The sequence below is a fragment of the Curtobacterium sp. GD1 genome (genome assembly GCF_020882855.1).
Lineage (GTDB): Bacteria > Actinomycetota > Actinomycetes > Actinomycetales > Microbacteriaceae > Curtobacterium.
Genome location: NZ_JAFEVQ010000005.1, coordinates 39,079 through 59,174 on the forward strand (window position 1 = coordinate 39,079; position 20,096 = coordinate 59,174).

The following is a 20,096-nucleotide window of genomic DNA, read 5'->3' on the forward strand; positions in this document are numbered from 1 at the left end:
CCCCCCGCAGCGTCGTGCTGCCGCTCATGGGTCGATTCTCGCAGGTTCCTGCGACGTGCAGGCCGGGTTGCGTCCGGCTTGTGGATGGGCGGTCGGACTGGAGGCGCGGTGTGGGGGAGCGGGTCGGCTCACCTGCGACGCGTCCAGCCTTGCGCTCACCTCGCGTTGTGGATGCGTCGGACGAACGCCTCCAGGGACGTCTCAGCGGCAGCGAAGGCTGCAGCATGATCGCCGAGACCGGTGACCGTGATGGTCAGGGTGCCGGATCGGAAACGCCAGCAGCGCGCGACCACGGCTCCCGTCGCATCGACGAACGGCCACGTCTCCGCTGTCTGCTCCCACACCGTCTGGGCGCCGGCGCGGAGGCCCTCGAAGGGCGGGATGCCGGTACCGTCCAGTCTGTCCCCGGTCGCGGTGACGGAGACGGTCGTCGTGTCCGTCGGGGATGTGAGTTGCGGGCGGAAGAACGCGAACCGGAGGTCGGGCGCGCTCATCCTGCAGTGCTGCTCGAGCGACCCAGCGGTCAAGATGACCTCCACGGTCTTGAACGGTCGCACGTACCAGGGGAAGAGCCGGTAGGTAGTCGAGTTCGCCCAGCGCTTCGGCTTGCCCCGGACGTCCTCCGGCATCGGGACGACCAACCAGTCCGCTCCGGCGAGGCCCTCGAGGTCGGGGAGGCCGACGGGCGTCGGGTCCGCGGCGCCGCTCATGACGTCGCCCGGAGTTCGAGGCTGAGCGCGAGCCGGTCCACGTGCGGCAGCGCGAGATCGACGTTGCTCTCGTGCGCGATCACCGATGTGAGCACGGCCGTGCGGGAGAGCGATTCGTCGGAGAACGGCTGCACCCATCGGACCGAGGTCTTGACGGATCGTCTCCGGAGGAACCTGCTCGGTTCCGAAGTGTGTCTGAGCAGGATCCGTGTGGCGGTACCCAGCGCGGTGCGTGTCGTCGTGACCTCGGGGTCAGCAGTGAGCGATCCATCGCGGCGCTCCGCCCAGGAGTCGTCGATCACGAAGTCGGCCGCTCCGTCTCCGACGAGGTAGTGCACCGCGGTGTGCGCGATGACGTGCACTGACGGTCTGTTCGTGGTGAGGACGGCGAAGTCCGGCGCCTCGAACGTGTCGCGGTACCGAGCAAGGTCGCTGAACTCGCGCACGAGGCGGGCACGGTCCCTCGACGACACGGCCGTCTCCGCGAAGCTCACCGCGCGAGTGGCAGCGGCCGTCCCGACTTCATCCGGCGCCCCGGGCTCGATGAACGTCCAGGCGTCGATCGGCCGGAAGTGCAGGTTCTTCATGATTCCTCTCCTCGTGATGCGCCGCTGAGCCACCACCGGTGGAGCGCCAGTGGGCCGCTCCCGTTGATCAGTGCTCGACGCCGGTACGCCACCCAAGCGAGACCGGGGAGGGCCATCGCGAGCAAGACGGCTGCGACGACGAGGTCCCAGCGCTGGGCCGGAACGGTCCAGAGCAGGGTCAGCAGCGAAGCCAGCACGACGATCGTCAGCGCTGCGGACCGTCCGCTCATCCGGTTGGGCTTGTCGACCGCGACTCTCGTCGGGTCGCCGACGCGCACAGACGTCTCCGTCCAGCCCGGCCAGCAGGTGAGGCCGACGTTCGTCGCAGCGAGCGCGAGGCACAGTGCACCGGCCCAGGGCAGTCCCGCGGCGAACGACGTCGCAGAACCCAGGACCGGCAACATGGTTGCGACGAGGACCGGCGTCACCCGTGCGACCCCGAGCTCGTTGCAGGACGACAGCGATCCCTTCGCGATGTCCAGGCTGGATCGGGTGTCGAGGCGCTGCGCCGGAGAAGACCGCACGTCCGGTTGATGCGCCGTCAGGATGCCGGATGCGTTGAAGAACGCCGTCAGCTGGTCGGGTCCGTCCGGGTACCAGGTCGCTGCATCCAGTTCTGCGCGAACGGTACCGGAGCCGTCGACCAGCAGAGCAGTGCGACGAGCGTGGTCGGTGAACACCACACGGCTGACCGCCATCGGGGACAGCGTCGAACTGGGAGTCTCCAGACGGCGCCACATGCCCTGGCCGTCGGTGAGCTCCAGCTGCTGACCACCGTTGACCGACAGCGATGCCGTACTCGTGAACCAAGCTGGTCCGTGTGGTCGGATCGCGTCAGTCGGTTCCCTCGTGATCCGTCGCCTGCCGATGATCACCGAGAAGGCAGCGACGACGACAGCGATCGATGCCGCGATCTGTGGGAGGCTCCACAACTCCCAGAGCAGGCGATGCGCCGTCGCTGCCACGACGAGCGCGGAGGCGACGGAGAGCGGGATGAGCGCACCACCCCCGAGGACCGCCACGCGCACGAGGAGCTCGGCACGGGTGAAGAACGCCGGTGGCCGAGGAAGGATGACCGTGGGACGTGGGGTTCCGTTGAGCGTTGCCGATGCTCCGTACCGCTGGATCAGCAACGCGAGACCGCTCGAATCGAGTGCGGTGGACAAGAGCGTCGGGCTCGACGGCGTGATCCACCAGTCGTCGATCGGCACGATGAACTCGCGTCCGTGCTCGTCGCGGATCGCGACGGCTCCGTTGCCGGGACTCGCGACGATCGAGCGCGGGACGTCCGACCAGTCGAGGGCCCAAGCGGCCACGATCCGCCCGGTGAGCGCGAGGTGGCCCGTCGACCGCACGCCGTACAAGCGGTCGTCCACGACAGCGAGTGACTCCAGCTGACCCCGCGCGGCACGTCGGTCGCTCAGCACGGCCGCGTGGGCGACCGTCTCCGCCCCGTCGATGACGCTCACCCCCAGTCGATGCGCAGGTCGCGGAGGAGCTCATCGAGCATGGGCCGAGCGAGGGCGCTGTCGTTCTCGTCCGGGACGAAGAAGGACACGACCACCGTGAGCTCGTTCAAGCCGTCGACGATGGGGATGATCGCACGAACGACCTGCATCACCGGCCGCCCCCGGCCGCCGGTGCTACGTTCCCGCATCTCCACGAGCGTTGCACGGCCGACGGGCAGGTCGAGTGTCCCGACACTGGCGTCGCCGATGCCGGACGCCCGCGGTGCACGAGCGTCGTCGATGAAGGTGTCCGCGCGGTCGACACCGGCGACGGTGTGCACGACCGTGTACGCGATCGCTCGGACCGTCGGCGCCGTGGTCGAGAGCACGAAGCAGGTCTCCGCCTTCGCCGCGGTCTGGAAGGCGGCGATGTCACGCACGACCGTTCGGAGCACCGTGCGTTCTCGACGCTTCGGCCGCTGCTTCGCCTGCGCGAGCGCATGCTCCACCGCTGCGTCGGTGACCTCGTCGACCTCACCCTCGTCGTCGAGCAGCGTCCACGCGCGGTTGTAGTTCCACAGCAGGCGAGTCATTCGTCTCCTCTCGGGGCTCCGATCACGATCCACCGTCCGAGCCCGACCGGTGCCTTTCCCCGCTCTGCGCGACGGCGACGGAACGTCAGCCACGAGACCAGGGGGACGGCGAGCACCAGGAGCAGGATGCTGGTCGCAGAGAAGATGTTGCCCTGCTCGAAGTACCAGACGGCGACAGCTGCTCCGATGAGCGGGATGCCCACAGCGACGAGGTGGCGTCGGGTGAGCGCTGGCTGGTCCGGACGTCCGTGCTGTTCCGGACGGATGCGAGCGACGGGGAGGCGCGAACTCGATTCGACGACGAAGACCGCGGCGACCGTTGCGACCGCGATGGCGGCGAACAGCGCCGTGACGATCGTCGCGGTGTCCCCGGGGCCCGCCGAACGAGCCCCGGCGAGCACGACCGTCGTGAAGGCCGACGATGCGAGGAACGGGTACGCGGGTACGGCGCCCAGGACGTTCGGCAGCATCAGCGACGACGGGCCGACGCGGCTGCTGCGCATCTCGTCAAGCGCGAGCGCGGGCTGGTTGCGCAGATCGTCGGATGCGACGGTGAGGACACCGAGACGCTGCAGGAACTCTCGGAGGACGAGTGCCTCGTCCGGCGACGGCGCCCACAGACGCAGCGGCAACTGCGCGCGGACGGTGTCCGTTCCGTCGATGAGCAGCACTCGAGGGTCCTCGTCGTGGACGAACGCCGCGCGCACCACGGCATCCGGCCCGAGATGCCGATCCGGTGTTGCCAACCGTTGCGCGATGCCCTGCCCGTCGACGAGGACGAGACCCTGGTCGTCCGCGCTGATCGACGCCGCGTTGCGGAACCAGGAGGGGCCGGCCACAGGCCGGAGTGCCGGCGCGTCGGCGCTCCTGGGCCGACGCCTGCGCCCTGCGGCGACGACCAGCACCACCAATGCGTTGGCGGCGGCTGCACCGGCCGAGATCCATCCGAAGGCCGGGGCGTCGGGGGTGCGGGTCATCGCCAGCACGATCGGGCCGAATGCATCCGTCAGGAATGCGCCGAGTCCGAGCAGGATGACGACGACCAGGATCTTCTGAATCCTGCGGCGTCGCCGCTCATCCGTGGGTGTCAGGACGTGGGCCGAGGCGAAGTGGCCGGGCGGTGGATCATCGGTGCCGAAACGATCGAGCAACGCGGCGAGACCGCTCGAGCGGAGTGCGAGTTCCTTCGGCACGATGGAGACGGGAGCCATCCACCAATCGTCGATCGGAACGAGGTAGAGGCTGCCGCTCACGTCCTCGATCAGCACGGCGCCGTTGCTGGCTGTGGGCGCGAGGTGCCTCGGGAGGACGTCGCCGTTCAGGAACCAGGCGCGGGCGACGGTGTCCGTCGTCGTTCGTTCACCGCCCTGGTCGAGGACGACGAGCCGATCTCGCTCGTCGATGACGAGCCGGATGGCACTGGTCGCAGCGGCCGCCCGGTCGCTCGACGCGGCAGGGCGGGCAAGGGTTTCAAGCATCGATGACGATCTTCGCAGCGAGGGCGTCGATGCCTGCGATCAACAGCTCGGCGAGTGCGGGTTCGGCGCTGCTCGATGAGAGGACGACGAGCTCGTCACCCACGACCCAGGACCACGATGCTTGGACCACGACGAAGGCTGCGCCGTCCGGCCGTTCCAGCGCGAGGCGTTGGACCAGTCGCAGCGCGTCGCCGCTGCTCGTGGGGAGCATCGATTCCTCGATCGGCCCGATCGGATCAGGCGCACGGAGGCCAGCCCGGGCGACCCCGGCGGGACGGCCGTCGAGCGGGGCCGTGCGGACGGCGACCCAGCCGACCTCGCGCGAGTCCTCGAGGACCGTCCAGGCTGCTGCTGCATTCGTTTCGTTGAGGAGTCTGATGATCGTCGGCGCACTCGAGGGATCACGACGATGCGCTTCGAGGTCGAGTGGACGGAGCGTGTCGGTCGGTGGCCATGTGAACTTCATCGCCCGCCGTCCCAGGCGAAGCCGGTCATCAGGATGTCGAAGTGTGCAACGCGCTCGTCCACGAACGGATCGCCCGCGCACTGGAACGAGATCAGCGCGAAGGAGCCGTGCTCCTGCGGCACCGGCAGGAGGTAGTCCACGCGAGTCGTCCTCGCTGGCCCGCCTGATCCCGATGCAGCGAGGAACGCCGCGGCGATGTCACCGGGGAGCGACGCCGGCAGCGATCCTCCTCCGTCGATCTCTCCTTCGGACCGCGCCCGGAGTGCTTCCCCCGCGGGCAACTCCGTGAGCGTCGTCGATGCACCGAGCACCGGAGCGACCGCAGGGAGTTCGAGATCGGCGATCGTCGGTCCGAGGTAGACCACACCGACCGTGAACAACATGTTCATCGGCACTCCGCCGAACTGGCCGTCGAAGAAGTACAGGTCCGTCGTCCCCGCGTTCGCCATCGTGCTGAAGGCGGAGCGGATGTCGTCGCGCGCGCGGCGCCGTGCCTCCACAGCCGTCGGGTCGTCCCCACCGCGGAGGACCAGGTGACGATCGGCGAACGCTCGCGAAGCGCGCTTCGGATCGCCGTCGACCGGGTACCGGTACCACCCGTCGGGCAAGAGGACTCGGTACTGCGTCACAGGGAACCGACGTGGATCTCGCTCTTCGACTTCCAGTACCCGTTCCAGTCCGTGGCGGCGGAGACGACGTTCACCACGGGTTCCGGCAGATCCGGGAGACCGGGAAGTCCGGAGCCGGCGACGACACCGTTGGCCAGCGCTGCGCGCGTCGCTGCCTCGCGTGCGAGGGCGGAATCCGGCGCGAGCTTGAGGACCTGAGCGGTCTCCATCAGACCGCCGGTCACGTACGTGTCGAGCAACGCCGTGAGGGGCTTCCGTCCGACCGCTTCTGCCTCCCGGATGCCGGCATCGCCACCCCGGAGGAACGCACTCAGCTCGCCGCCCACTCCGGCGTTCGCGTTTCGCGCCGCAGCGGCAGCCGATGCTGCACGTGTCTCTCCCACTGCGCCCCGCAGCAGCCCCATCGCGGAGCCGGCGTACTTGGCGGCACCGAACCCGACCCCGGCCAGTGCGAAGCCGAGGGCGTCCTTGCCGACGTCCCCCGCGCTCGCGTCACCCGCCACCGCCTGCGTTGCCGTGATCAGCAGCTTCGCGCCGGCCACAGCGAGCCCGATGGCGGCGATCACCGGGAGCGCCACGGGGAAGAAGATGGCCGCGACCACGGTGACGACCAGAAGGACGGCGCCGACGGCGTCGAGCGCATCCTTGATGACGTTGAGCACGCCGCGCGCCCCGTGGATGGCCTGCTTCACGTGGTCGAACCAGCCGTCCTTCAGCCCGTCGTCCGCGCCCTGTCGGATGCGATCGGCGACCCGACCGGCCAGCTCCCCGTACTCGCCCTCTTCGCCGAAGGGCCCGGCGAGCCGGTGGATGATCGCCTTCGCCGCGTCGATGTCGCCCTGCGCCGCACTCAGCGCCCGGTCCTGCGCGTCGACCTGGTCCTGGTGTTCCGGACTGTCGGCCTCGGCCGTGATGGTCTGGTTCGCGGCAGCGCGGTGCGCGTCCCGCGCGTCCTGCGCCTGCAGCAGGGCTGCGTCGGCCTCGCGCTGGAGCCCCTCGAGCCCGTCCGCCCACTGGTCGAGCGCGGCGGCGAGCTCGGTGTAGCGGCCCTTGGCCTTCTCGATGGCGCCGGCGAGGTCTCCGGCGGAGTCGCGGAACTTCGTCCCCGACTCGCTCTCCCAGCCCTCGCCGTCCTTCAGGCTGTTGAGGCGGTTGACCTGCTCGGTGATGGCCTGCTCGATCGAACGGGCACCGGAGGCGGACTGCCGGATCTCGGCCGGGTCGCCGGGCACCGGGTCGAGCTGCATGTCGACGGCGCTCCAGTCGCTGGGCCGTGCCATCAGCTGTCCTTCCCGAGGATCTTGTTCGCGAGCTCGACCTCGGTCTGGGTGAAGCCGTCGTGCGCGCTCTCGGCCATCTCGGCCACGGCCTTGATCGACTCCTGGAGGCGCCCGCGCCGGATGTCCCAGTTGCCGGCGAAGTCGTCGATCGCACTGCCGACCGTCATCGAGCCGATGCCGGTCTTGTAGTCGGATGCGGCAGAGGCGACGTGTTGGAAGTCGCCGTGCAGCCTCGAGAGGTCGGATGCGAGATTCCCGATCAGGTCGAGATCGAGCTTGATGGTGCCGGCCACGGTTCCCCCGGTGGATTCCTACTGCTGCTGGTCGTTCGACGCCGCCCCTGCGGCGAGAGCGGTGGCCGGCACCCCCAGGCGCCGGCCACCGTCGTGCTGGTCCTGACTAGCCGATGCTCGAAGCGAGCTGCTCGTCCGTCGACTCGAGCGTGTTCGCCGCGCTCTCGAGGAACCCGGCCATGCCGTCGATCGCCTGGATCGTCTGCGTCGCGCCGGAGTTGAACTCCGAGTACGTCGCGTCGAACGCCTTGGACGACTTGTCGGTGACGTAGCCCGACGACACGAGGTTGTCGATCTGGCTCTTGAGCTGGCTCAGCTGGTCCTCGATGGACTTCTGGCCGTTGCGCAGCTGCGAAGCCTGGTTGCGGAGATCGTCGTAGGTGACGTTGACGTTTGCCATGTGCATACCCTCCCGATGCGGTATTTGATGTACCGGGAGCCCCCCGGCGGTTCGACGATACTTGATTCCGTTGCATCTCGCACCAGGTGGGGACAAGAACCAGAACGAGGGGTACACCGTGGCACGACGTCGCAAGGACGAGGGGACACCGGAGCGTCCGGTCGTCACCCACGCCGAGGTCGAGCGCGATCGGCAGGCCGGTCACCTGTCGCGGGCGTGGGTGCTGCCGAGCGCACCGGTGTCCGACCGCGAGCCGGACGCCGTGGTGCACACCGACCAGCCGCTCCCCACGATCGGCGTGGTGCCGCGGCTCGTGCTCGAGGTGGCACCGGGCAACGTGGTGCCGCTCGACCAGCCGGTGGTCCTGGGGCGCAAGGTCGCGACGGCACCGGGACGGCGTGCGGTGCTGCTCGACGACCCGGGTCGTTCGGTGTCGCGCGAGCACGCCGCGATCCGGCCGACGGGCGACGGTGGACTCGTGGTCGAGGACCTCGGCTCCGCGAACGGCACGGTGGTGGTCCGGGCGTCCGGGGCGCAGGAGCCGAGCGTCGGTGGCGCGCAGGTCGTGGCCCGACCCGGTGACGTGGTGATGGTCGGCGACTACGCCGTCCGGGTCCTCGCCGGCTGACCCCCGGCCGCGTACCGCCGCATCGCGCGCAGGAGCAGCGGCCCCGGCAGCCGCAGCAGCCACCCGGGCAGGATCGCCCGGGCGACCCGTACCCGGCGCACGGTCCGCCGGAAGCGCCGCTGTTCGCGCGGCCCCCACGCGAAGCCGTACTGCGACCGGAGGGCGTCCGGGAGCATCCCGACGGTGACGACCCGCACGAGCGGCATCGCGGCCCGCACCCACAGCGGCGCGAGCCGGGGGTGCAGCAGGTCGCGCACGACGCCGCGGGCGTCGTCGGTGACGCGGAGCCCGGCGAGCGTGCGGGTCCAGTAGCGGTCGAAGTCGGCGACGGTCGCCGGCCAACGGTCCGCCGGCACGCGCAGCGCGGTGCCGATCGGGGCGTAGGCGTCGAGCACGCGTCCGGCGAGCGCGGGTCCCGCTGGCGTGCCGAACAGCTCGTGGGCGCGCATCGCGGAGTCGTACAGGGTCGCGGCCACCCAGAGCTGCCGGTCCACGTCGTCGGCTCCGGCGACCGGCCGGTGGGCGCGGTCCACGAAGCCGGCCGCGACGGCAGCGTCGGCGTCGGTGCCGACCACCACCGCGTACACGAACGTGAGGGTGTGGGCGAGCCGTTGCTGCGGCCGTCGAGCGAAGTCCGAGTGCCGGCGGACCCCCGCTGCGACCACGGGGTCGGCGATCTGGAGCAGGATGGCGCGGCCTCCGGCGGCCACGGGCGTGCTGTCGGCGAGGAACCGACGCAGGTCGCGTTCCGGGACCCCGCCCGAGGACGGACTGGAGGGACGGTGCGGGCCCGGCCCCGTTCCTCCCGTCCGGCGACCGCTCACGGTCGTGGCCCGCGCCGTCCGGCGCGGAGGCGGGGGAGCACGTCGATCACGATGGCGGCGGCGAGCGCGAGCGTCCCGCCCACCAGCGCGGCGACGAGGAACGCCGCGCTCCCGACCTGCCCCGTGGCGGCGGCGACCAGGACGGCGACCAGCCAGATCGCCGGGAGCGGCCAGAGGTGGCTCGGCGATCCGGCGACCACCGCGAGCAGCACCCCGGCGACGACCAGCGGCACCCAGAGCACGTTCGTGCCGCACGGTGGTCCGTACGTGCCCGGACCGCAGTCGGTCACACCGGACCGGACTCCCGTGTGTGCTGCGGCCGCGACGAGCAGGAGCGATGCGAGGGCCAGCAGCCGAGCCACGGCGGGCATGCTGCGGACACTGTCCTGGACGCGACGGAGCACGGCCCGATCGTACTGGGCCGTGCTCCGTGGGGGCCGTCGGTCAGAGGGGCTTCGTGCCGAGGTCGTTGCCGAGGTCGGGGCGGTCCTCGTCGTCGTCGTGCTCCCACAGGTCGGGGGACCCCTCGCGCGGCGAGCCACCGGTCGGCCCGTCGTCGGTACCGTCACCGGGCTGCGGCTCGACGGTCTCGCCGGCGACGGCGTCGTTCGTGACGGTCTCGAGGGACTCCTCGGACTCGTCCACCTCGTACGGGCCGACGTGCTCGCGGTCGACGTCGTCGTCGCGACGCTGCTGGGCCTCGAAGTCGTCGACGGGGCTGATGCCGGGATCGCTCATGGTGGTTCCTTTCCGTTGCGGGCTTCCTGCCTACCCGTCAGGCCTCGACGAGCGTCCGGTTTCGTGTCGTGTTCACCCGGGGGACACCTGCCGGTCACGCCGCCAGGGCAGCATCGCGGGTGCTCGGGGGAGTGGAGCGCGGTCGCCGACGGGTGGTCGAGCGACCGCGCCTTCCCCGCCCGGGCGATCCCGGCGGGTCAGAGCCGTTCGAGCAGGTCGTGCCGCTCGATGTCGGCCAGCGCGAGCGTGCGGTAGCCGGCGGACTCGAAGAACACCGTGATGCGGTCCTCCTCCGTGCTCATCACGACACCGGTGCCCCACTCGGCGTGCTCGACCCGGGCGTCCGGCGGCCAGGCCGTGTCGTTGGCGCCGTCGGCGACGTGTGCGGCGGCCTCGTAGGCCGTCCCCGACGAACAGGTGTCGCAGTTCCCGCACGGTTCCGGCAGCTCGTCCCCGAAGTAGCCGAGCAGGAACTGCCGCCGGCAGCCGGTCGTCTCGGCGAGCTGGCGCATCATCGCGATCCGGGACTCCTCGACCCGCTCCCGCTCAGCGGCGCGGTCCGCGGCGGCACGGGCCGCACGGCCGGCGTCCCGAGGACCGTCCGGCACCCGGGCGATCCCGTCCACGTCCTCGCGCAGGGCCCGGGCGTCGAGCAGGGCGTTGAGCGCGCGACCCGCGGTCCGGCCGGAGAGGCCCGAGGCCTCCTCCACCGCCGAACGGGGCGACGAGCCGGTGGCCGGGACGGCGTCGAACACGGCGCGGACCGAGGCGGGCCGCGGTGCCCCGGACGCGAAGAACGTGCGCAGGCCGAAGTCCTCGGCGCGGTAGTGCAGGGTGGCGCCGGCGGGTTCGGCGTCCCGTCCTGCACGCCCGATCTCCTGGTAGTAGGCGTCGATCGACTCGGGCACGTCGGCGTGCACGACGTACCGGACGTCCGGCTTGTCGATGCCCATGCCGAACGCGCTGGTCGCCACCACGACGTCGACGTCGCCGTCCAGGAACCCGGTGTGCACGGCCTCCCGCTCCCGGATCGGCATGCCGGCGTGGTACGGCCGGGCCCGACGACCCCGGGCGGCGAGCGCGTCCGCGTACTCCGTGGTCGCCGCACGGGTCGCGACGTAGACCACGGTGGCGCCGTCGAGCTCGGCCACCTGCTCGACCACGGCCGCGCGCTTCTCGGCGTCCTCGGCGTGCCGGACGACCTCGAGCCGGATGCCGGGCCGGTCGAAGCCCGACGCGAGCACGAACGGGTCGCGCATGCCGAGCCGTTCGACGATGTCGTCCCGCACCGGAGCGGAGCCGGTCGCGGTCAGCGCGAGCACGGGCGGACGGCCGAGACGCTCCGCGACCTCGCCGAGCGCCAGGTAGTCCGGGCGGAAGTCGTGGCCCCAGGACGAGATGCAGTGGGCCTCGTCGACGGCGAGCAGCACGACGCCGGCGTCGCGGAGTCGCTCGAGCACGTCGTCCTTCGCGAGCTGTTCGGGCGCCAGGAACACGTAGCCGACCGCACCGGCGGCGACCGCGTCCCAGGCCTCGGCGACGGCGCGGGCCTTCCTCGTGGCGTTCATCGCGACGGCGCGGGGAGCGCCCTCGTGGTGCTCGAGTCCGACGACCTGGTCCTCCTGCAGGGCGACGAGGGGCGAGACCACGACGACGACGCCGTCCAGCTCGATGCCGGCGACCTGGTAGATCGCGGACTTCCCCGATCCGGTCGGCATCACGGCGAGCGCGTCACGCCCGTCGAGCACGGCGTCGATGACGGATTCCTGGTCGGGGCGGAGGTGCCAGCCGAACACGTCGGCGGCGCGGGTACGGAGGGCGTCGTTCACCGTTCCACACTGCCGGGCGGACGCTGGGGGACCGTTCGACGGGTGCGCCCAGCGGATCGGGCGGGGCGGAGGTGATCCGCGCCTCCCGACCGACGGGTGCGCGCGACGTGACGGGCGCGCACCGGGCGTCCACCTGCCGGCGCTAGGCTGGCTCCCGGCCGTTGTCTCGACATCGAGCGACCCTCGATGGTGAGTGTGGCGACCGGGTAACCGATGCCGATCGCACGGAACGTGCGGGAAGAAGAACAGCGTGGATCTTTTCGAGTACCAGGCCAGGGACCTCTTCGAGTCCTACGGCGTCCCCGTGTTGCAGGGGATCATCGCCGACACCCCGGACGAGGCGAGGGCGGCGGCCGAGAAGATCGGCGGAGTCGTCGTCGTCAAGGCGCAGGTGAAGGTCGGCGGTCGCGGCAAGGCCGGCGGCGTCAAGGTCGCCAAGACCCCGGACGAGGCCTACGAGCACGCCCAGGCGATCCTCGGCCTCGACATCAAGGGCCACACGGTCAAGCGGGTCATGATCGCCCAGGGCGCGGACATCGCCGAGGAGTTCTACTTCTCGGTGCTGCTCGACCGGGCGAACCGCTCGTACCTCTCGCTCACGAGCGTCGAGGGCGGCATGGAGATCGAGCAGCTCGCCGTCGAGAAGCCCGAGGCCCTCGCCCGCGTCGAGGTGGACCCCCTGACGGGCATCGACGCCGCAGCCGGTCGTGCGATCGCCGAGCAGGCCGGGTTCCCGGCGGAGCTCGTGGACCAGGTCGCCGACGTCTTCGTCAAGCTCTACGACGTCTACAAGGGCGAGGACGCGACCCTCGTCGAGGTGAACCCGCTCGTCCGCACGGGCGACGGCCAGATCCTCGCGCTCGACGGCAAGGTCTCGCTCGACGAGAACGCCGACTTCCGGCACGAGGGCCACAAGGCGCTCGAGGACACCGCGAGCGAGGACCCGCTCGAGGCCAAGGCGAAGGCCCACGGTCTCAACTACGTCAAGCTCGACGGCCAGGTCGGCGTGATCGGCAACGGTGCGGGGCTCGTCATGTCGACGCTCGACGTCGTCGCCTACGCCGGTGAGCGCCACGGCGGCGTGAAGCCCGCCAACTTCCTCGACATCGGCGGCGGCGCCTCGGCCGAGGTCATGGCCAACGGCCTCGACGTCATCCTCGGCGACCCCCAGGTGAAGAGCGTCTTCGTGAACGTCTTCGGCGGCATCACCGCCTGCGACGCCGTCGCGAACGGCATCGTCGCCGCGCTGGGCATCCTCGGCGACGCGGCCACCAAGCCGCTCGTCGTGCGCCTCGACGGCAACAACGTGGAAGAGGGTCGTCGGATCCTGGCGGAGGCAGCACACCCGCTCGTCACCGTCGCCGCGACCATGGACGACGCGGCCGAGCAGGCCGCCGAACTCGCCGCCGCAGCGGCCTGAAGGGACTGACCATGTCGATCTTCCTCAACAAGGACTCCAAGGTCATCGTCCAGGGCATCACCGGCGGCGAGGGCACCAAGCACACCGCGCTCATGCTCAAGGCCGGCACGCAGGTCGTCGGTGGCGTCAACGCCCGCAAGGCCGGCACCACCGTGACCCACGGCGACGTCGAGCTGCCGGTGTTCGGCTCCGTGCGCGAGGCCATCGACACCACCGGTGCCGACGTCTCCATCGTCTTCGTGCCGCCGGCGTTCGCGAAGGACGCCGTGACGGAGGCCATCGACGCCGAGATCCCGCTCGTGGTCGTCATCACCGAGGGCATCCCCGTGCAGGACTCCGCGGAGTTCTGGGCACACGCCAAGGCCCTCGGTGGCAAGACCCGCATCATCGGCCCGAACTGCCCCGGCATCATCACCCCCGGGGAGTCGCTCGTCGGCATCACCCCGGCGACGATCACCGGCAAGGGCCCGATCGGTCTCGTCTCGAAGTCGGGCACGCTGACCTACCAGATGATGTACGAGCTGCGTGACCTGGGCTTCTCGACCGCCATCGGCATCGGCGGCGACCCGGTCATCGGCACCACGCACATCGACGCGCTCGCCGCGTTCGAGGCCGACCCCGAGACCGAGGCGATCGTCATGATCGGCGAGATCGGCGGCGACGCCGAGGAGCGTGCGGCCGACTACATCAAGGCGCACGTCACCAAGCCGGTCGTCGGCTACGTCGCGGGCTTCACCGCGCCCGAGGGCAAGACGATGGGTCACGCCGGCGCGATCGTGTCCGGCTCCGCCGGGACGGCCGAGGCGAAGAAGCAGGCGCTCGAGGCCGCAGGGGTGCGTGTCGGCAAGACGCCGTCGGAGACGGCGGCGCTGCTGCGCGAGGTGGTCGCAAGCAAGTAGCGCTCGCGGGTCCGGACGGACGGACGGGAGGCGCGGTGCCGGCTGGCACCGCGCCTCCGGTCCGTCAGGCAGGCACGTTCAGCGGCACCGGGCTCGCGCGCATCGTGTCGACGAGGTGGGCGGGCCACGCGGCGGCGATCTGCCGGTCGTTGCCGGAGCCGTCGACGTTCGCCGAGGCGAGGGTCTGACCGCCGTCCGGCAGGTGGAGGAAGTCGCGATGGGTGAACGCGCCGGTGACCTTCGCGGCCGTCCCGGTCTCGACGGCGACCCGGTGGAGCCAGACGTCGTCGGCCGCCGGCGAGAGTCGCATGAACTCGCCGTGGCGGTCGCGCAGCGCCTCGAGCATCTCGGGGGTCATCGCGTGGCCCCGGGTCCCGGTGGCGAGGTTGCGCGGGGACGCCGGGCCGCGCTGCACCTCGGCCCAGGATGCGTACGGGGCGAGCCCGGCGCCGGCGAACGTGACCTCGCGCGAGCGGTGCGCCGTGTTCGTGGTCGGGTCGGTGGCGTGTGCTGACATCAGTCGGGCGAGCCACTCGCGCGGGTACATGAGGTCGTCGTCGGCGGTGACGAGCGGGACGTCGTGGGTCCGGAGGGACTGCACGTACGGGTAGTACTTGGTGTGCGGCCGGTAGCCGGGCGTCGACCGGAGCTCGAGGCCGCGGCGGACGAGGCGGCGGAGTCCCTTCGGCGGGTCGGCCACGGCGTCGGCGTCGTCGAGCCAGAGGACGAGTCGACTCGGCAACACCGTGCCGGCCGCGATGCTCTCGATCGCCAGGTGCACGGTGGCGATGCGTCGGCCGTGGCTCGTCAGGCTCACCGCCGGGCCGTCCGCGGCGCCGAAGACGGGAGCCGCGGTGGTCAGGTTGCGCAGCGCCAGCGTCGCTGCACGCTGGAGCTTCCGACTTCTGATTCCCTGATACATCACATGACAATGGTGCCGCACGCGGTCCCGCCGCACAAGGGCCGATCCTGCGCGGTGTCCCGCGCGGCTGCCCGACGAAGCGGGTCGCGGCACGTATCCTCGCTGCGATGAACCGCCTGGGAACCGCAGTGCTCGCCGCGATCGAGGCGGTCGTGACGGTCGGCGTCGGCATCGGGATCGCCCTCGTGCCGCTGACGCTCCTGTGGGGCTTCGAGTACGGACTCCAGGTCGACTGGGACGTGTTCTGGAAGGCCACGGGGAGCGTGTGGCTCGTCGGGCACGGGGTCGACGTGTCGTTCGTGCTCGGCTCGGCGCTCGCGAGGTCGTCCGGGGTGAGCGGCGCCACCGACCCGATCCACGTGACGCTCGCGGCGCTCGGGTTCGCCCTCGTGACCGCCTGGCTCGCCGGACGTGCCGGGCGCCGGTTCGCCGAGACCGAGCACCGCACGACCGGGCTCCTCGTCGGCACCGGCGTCGTCGCCGTCCTCGGGCTCCTCGTCGCACTGTCGTCCCGGTCCGCGGCGACCGTGCCGACGCTCTGGCAGGCGATCGTCCTCCCGGCGCTCTGGTTCGGGATCCCAGCCCTCGTCACGAGCGAGGTGTGCCGACGGCGACGGGGCCTCCCGGCCGACCCGGTCACCGGGCGCGTGCTCGACCAGCTCGACCGTGTCCCGACCGCCTGGCGTGCGATCGCGGCGTTCGGCCTCCGTGCCGGCACCGCCGCGACGGCTGCGGTCGTCGCCGTCGCCGGGGTCGTCGTCGCCTTCCTGCTCTTCGCCTCCTTCGCCGAGGTCATCTCCCTCTACGAGCGGTCGCACGCCGGCGTGGTCGGGGGGATCGCCCTGACGGTCGGCCAGCTCGCGTTCCTGCCGGACTTCGTCGGCTGGACGACGTCGTGGCTCGTCGGGCCCGGCTTCGCGATCGGGACCGGTTCCAGCGTGTCGCCGATCGGCACGACGCTCGGGCCGATCCCCGGTCTGCCGGTGTTCGGCGCGCTGCCGGCGTCCGGGCACGCGTTCGGCCTGGTCTGGGTCCTCGTGCCGGTCGTGGCCGGGTTCGCGGCCGGCGGCCTCCTGCGCCCCCGGCTCGTGCAGGCCCTCGGCAGTGCGAACTCCGCCCTGCACCGGGCGCTCGGCGGCGTCGCTGCGGGCATCGTCGCCGGTGTGCTGACCGGGCTCGTGGCCTGGCTCTCGGCGGGGTCGTTCGGCCCGGGCCGCCTGGCAGACGTCGGTCCGCACGCGCTGGTCGTCGGGGCCTTCGCGGCCCTCGAAGTCGGTGTGCCCGCCGTGGTGGCGCTCGCGGCCGGCAGCGACCTCGTCCGGGTGCCCGAGCGCGGGTGGGCCCGGGAACAGTGGCACGAGACGGACGACGGCCCTGCGGACGCCGATACCGAGGCCGCTGCCGACGGCTCGCTGCTCGCCGCACTCGACCGCGCCGGTGCCGGTCGGACCACCGACGTGCACCGCTTCGTGGTCGAGGAGACGCACGGCGGCACCACGGCCGACGCCGCACGCGCGGACGACGCCCATGCCGACGGTGCCCACGGCGGCGACGCCCGGGGTCTGCCGGGGCGCGGCGGACCCGAAGAGGGCGATCGGGCACGCGTCGCCGCCACGCGGTACGACCGCGACGATGCGACCGTGGGCCGCGTCCCGGGCAGTGGCCCGCAGGGGTCGGGGAACGGCACCGAGGGCGGGAACGGGCCGGGGGCCGGGGCTGACCGCAGCGCGCGGACCGAGCCGACCCGCACCGAGACCGAGGCGGGCGGCCCGGCGGAGTCGAGCCGCGCCTCCCGAACCGCACCCGACCCCGCACCGGACCGCGACCCGGACGCTGACGTCGCACTGCCGGACTGGGCCCGCACCGACGCCGTCGCTGCCGACCGGGTGCCCGCCGACCGCGTCACCGATCGCCCGCGTGCCACCGGCCGCGGGGGAGTCGGCGCGATCCGCGACCGCCTGCGCGGAGCGGCCGACGGCGTCCGCGAGCGCGCCGGCGACCTGCGCGACCGGGTCACGGGATCCGACGTCGACCGCGAGCCGGACGAGGCCGCCACCGCCGTGCCGCGTGCGCCGGGGACGGAGCCGCAGCCCGCGTTCCCCTGGAGCACCGAGGAGTTCGTCGCGGGTCGCGACGACGTCGAGGACGTCGACGACCGTCACGGCGACCGGCACGAGGACCGGGCCAGTGCCGAGGGCGGCTCGGTGCCGTCCGCGCGGCCCGTGCAGCAGCAGCGGTGGGACGCCACGGACCAGATCCCCGAGGACGAGCTGCCGTGGTGGCGCCGCCCGAAGGACGACCGGTGACCGCAGCCCGGTAGGGTTGTCCCGTGCTCGAACTGGTCGTCCTGATCTCCGGTGCCGGCTCGAACCTCCGGGCCCTGCTCGAGGCGACCCTCGACGCGGAGTACCCCGCTCGGGTCGTCGCCATCGGTGCCGACCGCGACGCCGAGGGGCTCGGTCTGGGCGAGGAGTTCTCCATCCCGACGTTCACGGTGCCGTTCTCGCGGTTCGACTCGCGCGAGGAGTGGGGCCGCGAGCTCGCCGCCCAGATCCGGCCGTGGTCGCCGGACCTGCTCGTGCTGTCGGGCCTCATGCGGCTGCTGCCGCCGGCGGTCGTCTCCGAGTTCGGCCCCGCGGTGATCAACACGCACCCCGCGTACCTTCCCGAGTTCCCGGGCGCCCACGGCGTGCGGGACGCCCTGGCCGCCGGCGTGGAGCAGACCGGTGCGAGCGTGATCCAGGTCGACGACGGTGTCGACAGCGGTCCGATCCTCGCCCAGGAGCGCGTCCCCGTGCTCCCCGGCGACTCCGAGTCGACGCTGCACGACCGGATCAAGCCGGTCGAGCGACGCCTGCTCATCCAGACCATCCTCGACATCGCCAACGGCACCACCGACCTGAAGGGCACCCCGAGCGCATGAGCGTGCACGCAGCCGACCCCAGCCTGTACCGCGACCGGGACCTCGTCCCCGTGCGGCGGGCGCTCATCTCGGTGAGCGACAAGTCCGGCCTGCTCGAGCTCGCCGGGGCCCTCGCCGACGCCGGTGTCGAGATCGTGTCGACCGGTTCCACGGCGCAGACCATCCGCGACGCCGGGTACGCCGTCACGGACGTGTCGAGCGTCACGGGCTTCCCGGAGTCGCTCGACGGCCGGGTGAAGACGCTGCACCCGTCGGTGCACGCCGGGCTCCTCGCCGACCTCCGACTCGAGTCGCACGAGCAGCAGCTCGCCGACCTCGGCATCGAGCCGTTCGAGCTCGTGGTGGTCAACCTGTACCCGTTCGTCGAGACGGTGGCCTCGGGTGCCGACACCGCGACCGTGGTCGAGAACGTCGACATCGGCGGCCCCGCCATGGTCCGTGCCTCGGCGAAGAACCACCCGAACGTCGCGATCGTCGTGTCGCCGTCGTCCTACGCCGAGGTGGTCGAGGCCGTCCGCGCCGGCGGCACCACGCTCGAGCTGCGGAAGCGCCTCGCCGCCCAGGCCTTCGCGCACACCGCCGCGTACGACACCGCGGTCGCCGGCTACTTCGCGAGCGACGTCGTGGCGGACGCCGCGGCACCGACCACGCGCGGGGACATCGAGACGCCGGGGTCGTTCGACGCGCACCTGACGGTGGACGCCGACCTCGCGGCGACGCTCCGGTACGGCGAGAACGCCCACCAGGCCGCGGCGCTGTACACGAGCGCCGGTGGCACCGGGATCGCCCAGGCGGCGCAGCTGCACGGCAAGGAGATGTCGTACAACAACTACGTCGACGCCGATGCCGCCGTCCGCGCGGCCTACGACTTCGCCGAGCCCGCCGTCGCGATCATCAAGCACGCCAACCCGTGCGGGATCGCGATCGCCCCGGCGGACGCCGCCGACCCGATCGCCGCCGCGCACGCCGCCGCGCACGCGTGCGACCCGCTCTCGGCGTTCGGCGGGGTCATCGCCGCCAACCGACCCGTCACGAAGCAGATGGCCGAGACGGTCGCCGACATCTTCACCGAGGTCGTCGTCGCGCCGGCCTTCGACCCCGAGGCGATCGAGATCCTCTCGCGGAAGAAGAACATCCGCCTGCTCACGCTGCCGACCGACTTCGCCCTCGCCCCGCGCGAGGTCAAGCAGATCTCCGGCGGGTTCCTCGTGCAGGACGCCGACCGCTTCACCGCGTTCGACCAGTCCACGTGGACCCTCGTCGCGGGCGAACCGGCCGACGAGCAGACCCTGGCCGACCTCGCCTTCGCGTGGAAGGCGAGCCGTGCGGTGAAGTCGAACGCGATCCTCCTGGCGAACCAGGGCGCGAGCGTCGGCGTCGGCATGGGCCAGGTGAACCGGGTCGACTCGTGCCACCTCGCGGTGAACCGAGCGGGTGAGCGCGCCACGGGCAGCGTCGCGGCCTCCGATGCCTTCTTCCCGTTCGCGGACGGGCTGCAGGTGCTCCTCGACGCGGGCGTCCGTGCTGTGGCGCAGCCCGGCGGGAGCGTCCGGGACGACGAGGTCATCGCCGCGGCCACCGCTGCCGGCGTGACGATGTACTTCACGGGCGAGCGGCACTTCTTCCACTGAGTCGAACAACCGGCAACTCCGGGAAACGCTTGCGCACCACGTTCGACTGTGAATAGTCTGTAAGGCTCCGCGACAGGCACGCCGACGGCCCCAGTGTCCACGACAGACACCGGCCGGCGGCACCGCGGACACAACGGTGACGATGACGACGACTGGAGTGACGATGAACACGACGACCGGAACCGTGGCGACGGCTGCCCGTGCGGGTCTCGTGCTCTTCGTGGGGACCGCTCCCGACGCACGACCGTTCGGTGGGGCACGTGGCATCCGCCCACGTCCCGCACACGCGGCCGTCGCGCCGTACCCCCACCGGGGTGCGCCCGCCGTCACGGCACCGCTGTCCGCGTAGGGCTGCCTCCCACAGCCAGCGACGAGCCGTCGGCACCGCCCGACGACGA

21 protein-coding genes are annotated in these 20,096 nt (G+C 71.8%); 6 read left to right on the plus strand and 15 right to left on the minus strand.

From position 1 onward, the window contains the following. Positions 1-155: 155 nt before the first annotated feature. From JSX79_RS04005 to JSX79_RS04050, 10 genes are all read right to left on the minus strand, one after another. Positions 156-710: a hypothetical protein gene (locus JSX79_RS04005; protein ID WP_229085227.1), complete on the minus strand. Its 555-nt coding sequence runs from the start codon at positions 708-710 to the stop codon at positions 156-158. Continuing rightward, positions 707-1,297: a hypothetical protein gene (locus tag JSX79_RS04010; RefSeq protein WP_229085228.1), complete on the minus strand. Its 591-nt coding sequence runs from the start codon at positions 1,295-1,297 to the stop codon at positions 707-709. Before JSX79_RS04010 ends, JSX79_RS04005 begins: the two co-directional genes overlap by 4 nt. Further along, complete coding sequence (locus JSX79_RS04015) at positions 1,294-2,508, minus strand: hypothetical protein (protein ID WP_229085229.1); 1,215 nt, start codon at positions 2,506-2,508, stop codon at positions 1,294-1,296. Before JSX79_RS04015 ends, JSX79_RS04010 begins: the two co-directional genes overlap by 4 nt. A gap of 254 nt (positions 2,509-2,762) precedes the next feature. Further along, on the minus strand, positions 2,763-3,338 hold the full coding sequence (locus JSX79_RS04020; protein WP_092385215.1) for a hypothetical protein: 576 nt from the start codon (positions 3,336-3,338) through the stop codon (positions 2,763-2,765). Beyond that, complete coding sequence (locus tag JSX79_RS04025) at positions 3,335-4,816, minus strand: hypothetical protein (protein ID WP_229085230.1); 1,482 nt, start codon at positions 4,814-4,816, stop codon at positions 3,335-3,337. The genes JSX79_RS04020 and JSX79_RS04025 overlap by 4 nt, the downstream gene beginning before the upstream one ends. Further along, positions 4,809-5,282, minus strand: coding sequence for a hypothetical protein (locus JSX79_RS04030; RefSeq protein ID WP_229085231.1), 474 nt, complete (start codon positions 5,280-5,282; stop codon positions 4,809-4,811). Before JSX79_RS04030 ends, JSX79_RS04025 begins: the two co-directional genes overlap by 8 nt. Beyond that, positions 5,279-5,890 (minus strand): hypothetical protein, encoded by a 612-nt coding sequence (locus JSX79_RS04035; protein WP_229085232.1) that lies wholly within the window; start codon positions 5,888-5,890, stop codon positions 5,279-5,281. The genes JSX79_RS04030 and JSX79_RS04035 overlap by 4 nt, the downstream gene beginning before the upstream one ends. A 17-nt stretch (positions 5,891-5,907) precedes the next feature. Beyond that, a complete protein-coding gene (locus JSX79_RS04040) occupies positions 5,908-7,191 on the minus strand; it encodes a WXG100 family type VII secretion target (protein WP_229085233.1) in 1,284 nt (427 codons plus the stop codon). Continuing rightward, positions 7,191-7,484 (minus strand): hypothetical protein, encoded by a 294-nt coding sequence (locus JSX79_RS04045; protein WP_070417741.1) that lies wholly within the window; start codon positions 7,482-7,484, stop codon positions 7,191-7,193. Before JSX79_RS04045 ends, JSX79_RS04040 begins: the two co-directional genes overlap by 1 nt. Before the next feature lie 106 nt (positions 7,485-7,590). Then, positions 7,591-7,884, minus strand: a complete 294-nt coding sequence (locus JSX79_RS04050) for a WXG100 family type VII secretion target (RefSeq protein WP_070417742.1) — start codon at positions 7,882-7,884, stop codon at positions 7,591-7,593. Between the two features lie 70 nt (positions 7,885-7,954). Between JSX79_RS04050 and JSX79_RS04055 the strand changes: the two genes are divergently transcribed. After that, entirely contained in the window at positions 7,955-8,512 is a 558-nt protein-coding gene (locus tag JSX79_RS04055; protein ID WP_229085234.1) for an FHA domain-containing protein, read from the plus strand. Here JSX79_RS04055 and JSX79_RS04060 read toward each other — a convergent pair. The 4 genes from JSX79_RS04060 to JSX79_RS04075 form a co-directional block, all read right to left on the minus strand. After that, positions 8,485-9,252, minus strand: a complete 768-nt coding sequence (locus JSX79_RS04060) for an oxygenase MpaB family protein (RefSeq protein ID WP_267484083.1) — start codon at positions 9,250-9,252, stop codon at positions 8,485-8,487. The two genes, JSX79_RS04055 and JSX79_RS04060, sit on opposite strands and share 28 nt — an antisense overlap. Before the next feature lie 80 nt (positions 9,253-9,332). Further along, positions 9,333-9,740, minus strand: coding sequence for a hypothetical protein (locus JSX79_RS04065; RefSeq protein ID WP_229085236.1), 408 nt, complete (start codon positions 9,738-9,740; stop codon positions 9,333-9,335). Positions 9,741-9,780: 40 nt separating this feature from the next. Further along, positions 9,781-10,074, minus strand: a complete 294-nt coding sequence (locus JSX79_RS04070) for a hypothetical protein (protein ID WP_070417745.1) — start codon at positions 10,072-10,074, stop codon at positions 9,781-9,783. 197 nt (positions 10,075-10,271) lie between these two features. Beyond that, complete coding sequence (locus tag JSX79_RS04075) at positions 10,272-11,903, minus strand: RecQ family ATP-dependent DNA helicase (RefSeq protein ID WP_229085237.1); 1,632 nt, start codon at positions 11,901-11,903, stop codon at positions 10,272-10,274. A gap of 250 nt (positions 11,904-12,153) precedes the next feature. Between JSX79_RS04075 and sucC the strand changes: the two genes are divergently transcribed. Together sucC and sucD are read left to right on the plus strand one after the other, a co-directional pair. Continuing rightward, entirely contained in the window at positions 12,154-13,323 is a 1,170-nt protein-coding gene (gene sucC / locus JSX79_RS04080) for an ADP-forming succinate--CoA ligase subunit beta (RefSeq protein ID WP_070417747.1), read from the plus strand. Between the two features lie 11 nt (positions 13,324-13,334). After that, positions 13,335-14,222: a succinate--CoA ligase subunit alpha gene (sucD, locus tag JSX79_RS04085; protein ID WP_070417748.1), complete on the plus strand. Its 888-nt coding sequence runs from the start codon at positions 13,335-13,337 to the stop codon at positions 14,220-14,222. 64 nt (positions 14,223-14,286) lie between these two features. Here sucD and JSX79_RS04090 read toward each other — a convergent pair whose 3' ends face one another. Next, a complete protein-coding gene (locus JSX79_RS04090) occupies positions 14,287-15,144 on the minus strand; it encodes a hypothetical protein (RefSeq protein WP_229085238.1) in 858 nt (285 codons plus the stop codon). A gap of 107 nt (positions 15,145-15,251) precedes the next feature. Here JSX79_RS04090 and JSX79_RS04095 point away from each other — a divergent pair, with 107 nt between their 5' ends. Genes JSX79_RS04095 through purH form a run of 3 tightly spaced genes read left to right on the plus strand, consistent with a single transcriptional unit; the run spans position 15,252 to position 19,698 of the window. Beyond that, positions 15,252-17,450 carry a DUF6350 family protein gene (locus tag JSX79_RS04095; protein ID WP_229085239.1) on the plus strand — a complete coding sequence of 733 codons (2,199 nt, stop codon included), beginning with the start codon at positions 15,252-15,254 and terminating at the stop codon, positions 17,448-17,450. 23 nt (positions 17,451-17,473) lie between these two features. Next, entirely contained in the window at positions 17,474-18,067 is a 594-nt protein-coding gene (gene purN / locus JSX79_RS04100) for a phosphoribosylglycinamide formyltransferase (RefSeq protein ID WP_070417751.1), read from the plus strand. Next, positions 18,064-19,698, plus strand: coding sequence for a bifunctional phosphoribosylaminoimidazolecarboxamide formyltransferase/IMP cyclohydrolase (gene purH / locus JSX79_RS04105; protein WP_229085240.1), 1,635 nt, complete (start codon positions 18,064-18,066; stop codon positions 19,696-19,698). The genes purN and purH overlap by 4 nt, the downstream gene beginning before the upstream one ends. Positions 19,699-20,096: the final 398 nt, after the last annotated feature.

Bases quoted from the DNA above. Each gene is read 5' to 3' on its own strand.
- JSX79_RS04030 (WP_229085231.1), bottom strand. From the start codon at position 5,282: ATGAAGTTCACATGGCCACCGACCGACACGCTCCGTCCACTCGACCTC.
- purH (WP_229085240.1), top strand. From the start codon at position 18,064: ATGAGCGTGCACGCAGCCGACCCCAGCCTGTACCGCGACCGGGACCTC.
- JSX79_RS04050 (WP_070417742.1), bottom strand. From the start codon at position 7,884: ATGGCAAACGTCAACGTCACCTACGACGATCTCCGCAACCAGGCTTCG.
- JSX79_RS04020 (WP_092385215.1), bottom strand. From the start codon at position 3,338: ATGACTCGCCTGCTGTGGAACTACAACCGCGCGTGGACGCTGCTCGAC.
- JSX79_RS04010 (WP_229085228.1), bottom strand. From the start codon at position 1,297: ATGAAGAACCTGCACTTCCGGCCGATCGACGCCTGGACGTTCATCGAG.
- sucD (WP_070417748.1), top strand. From the start codon at position 13,335: ATGTCGATCTTCCTCAACAAGGACTCCAAGGTCATCGTCCAGGGCATC.
- JSX79_RS04070 (WP_070417745.1), bottom strand. From the start codon at position 10,074: ATGAGCGATCCCGGCATCAGCCCCGTCGACGACTTCGAGGCCCAGCAG.
- JSX79_RS04095 (WP_229085239.1), top strand. From the start codon at position 15,252: ATGAACCGCCTGGGAACCGCAGTGCTCGCCGCGATCGAGGCGGTCGTG.
- JSX79_RS04040 (WP_229085233.1), bottom strand. From the start codon at position 7,191: ATGGCACGGCCCAGCGACTGGAGCGCCGTCGACATGCAGCTCGACCCG.
- JSX79_RS04090 (WP_229085238.1), bottom strand. From the start codon at position 15,144: ATGTATCAGGGAATCAGAAGTCGGAAGCTCCAGCGTGCAGCGACGCTG.
- JSX79_RS04025 (WP_229085230.1), bottom strand. From the start codon at position 4,816: ATGCTTGAAACCCTTGCCCGCCCTGCCGCGTCGAGCGACCGGGCGGCC.
- JSX79_RS04005 (WP_229085227.1), bottom strand. From the start codon at position 710: ATGAGCGGCGCCGCGGACCCGACGCCCGTCGGCCTCCCCGACCTCGAG.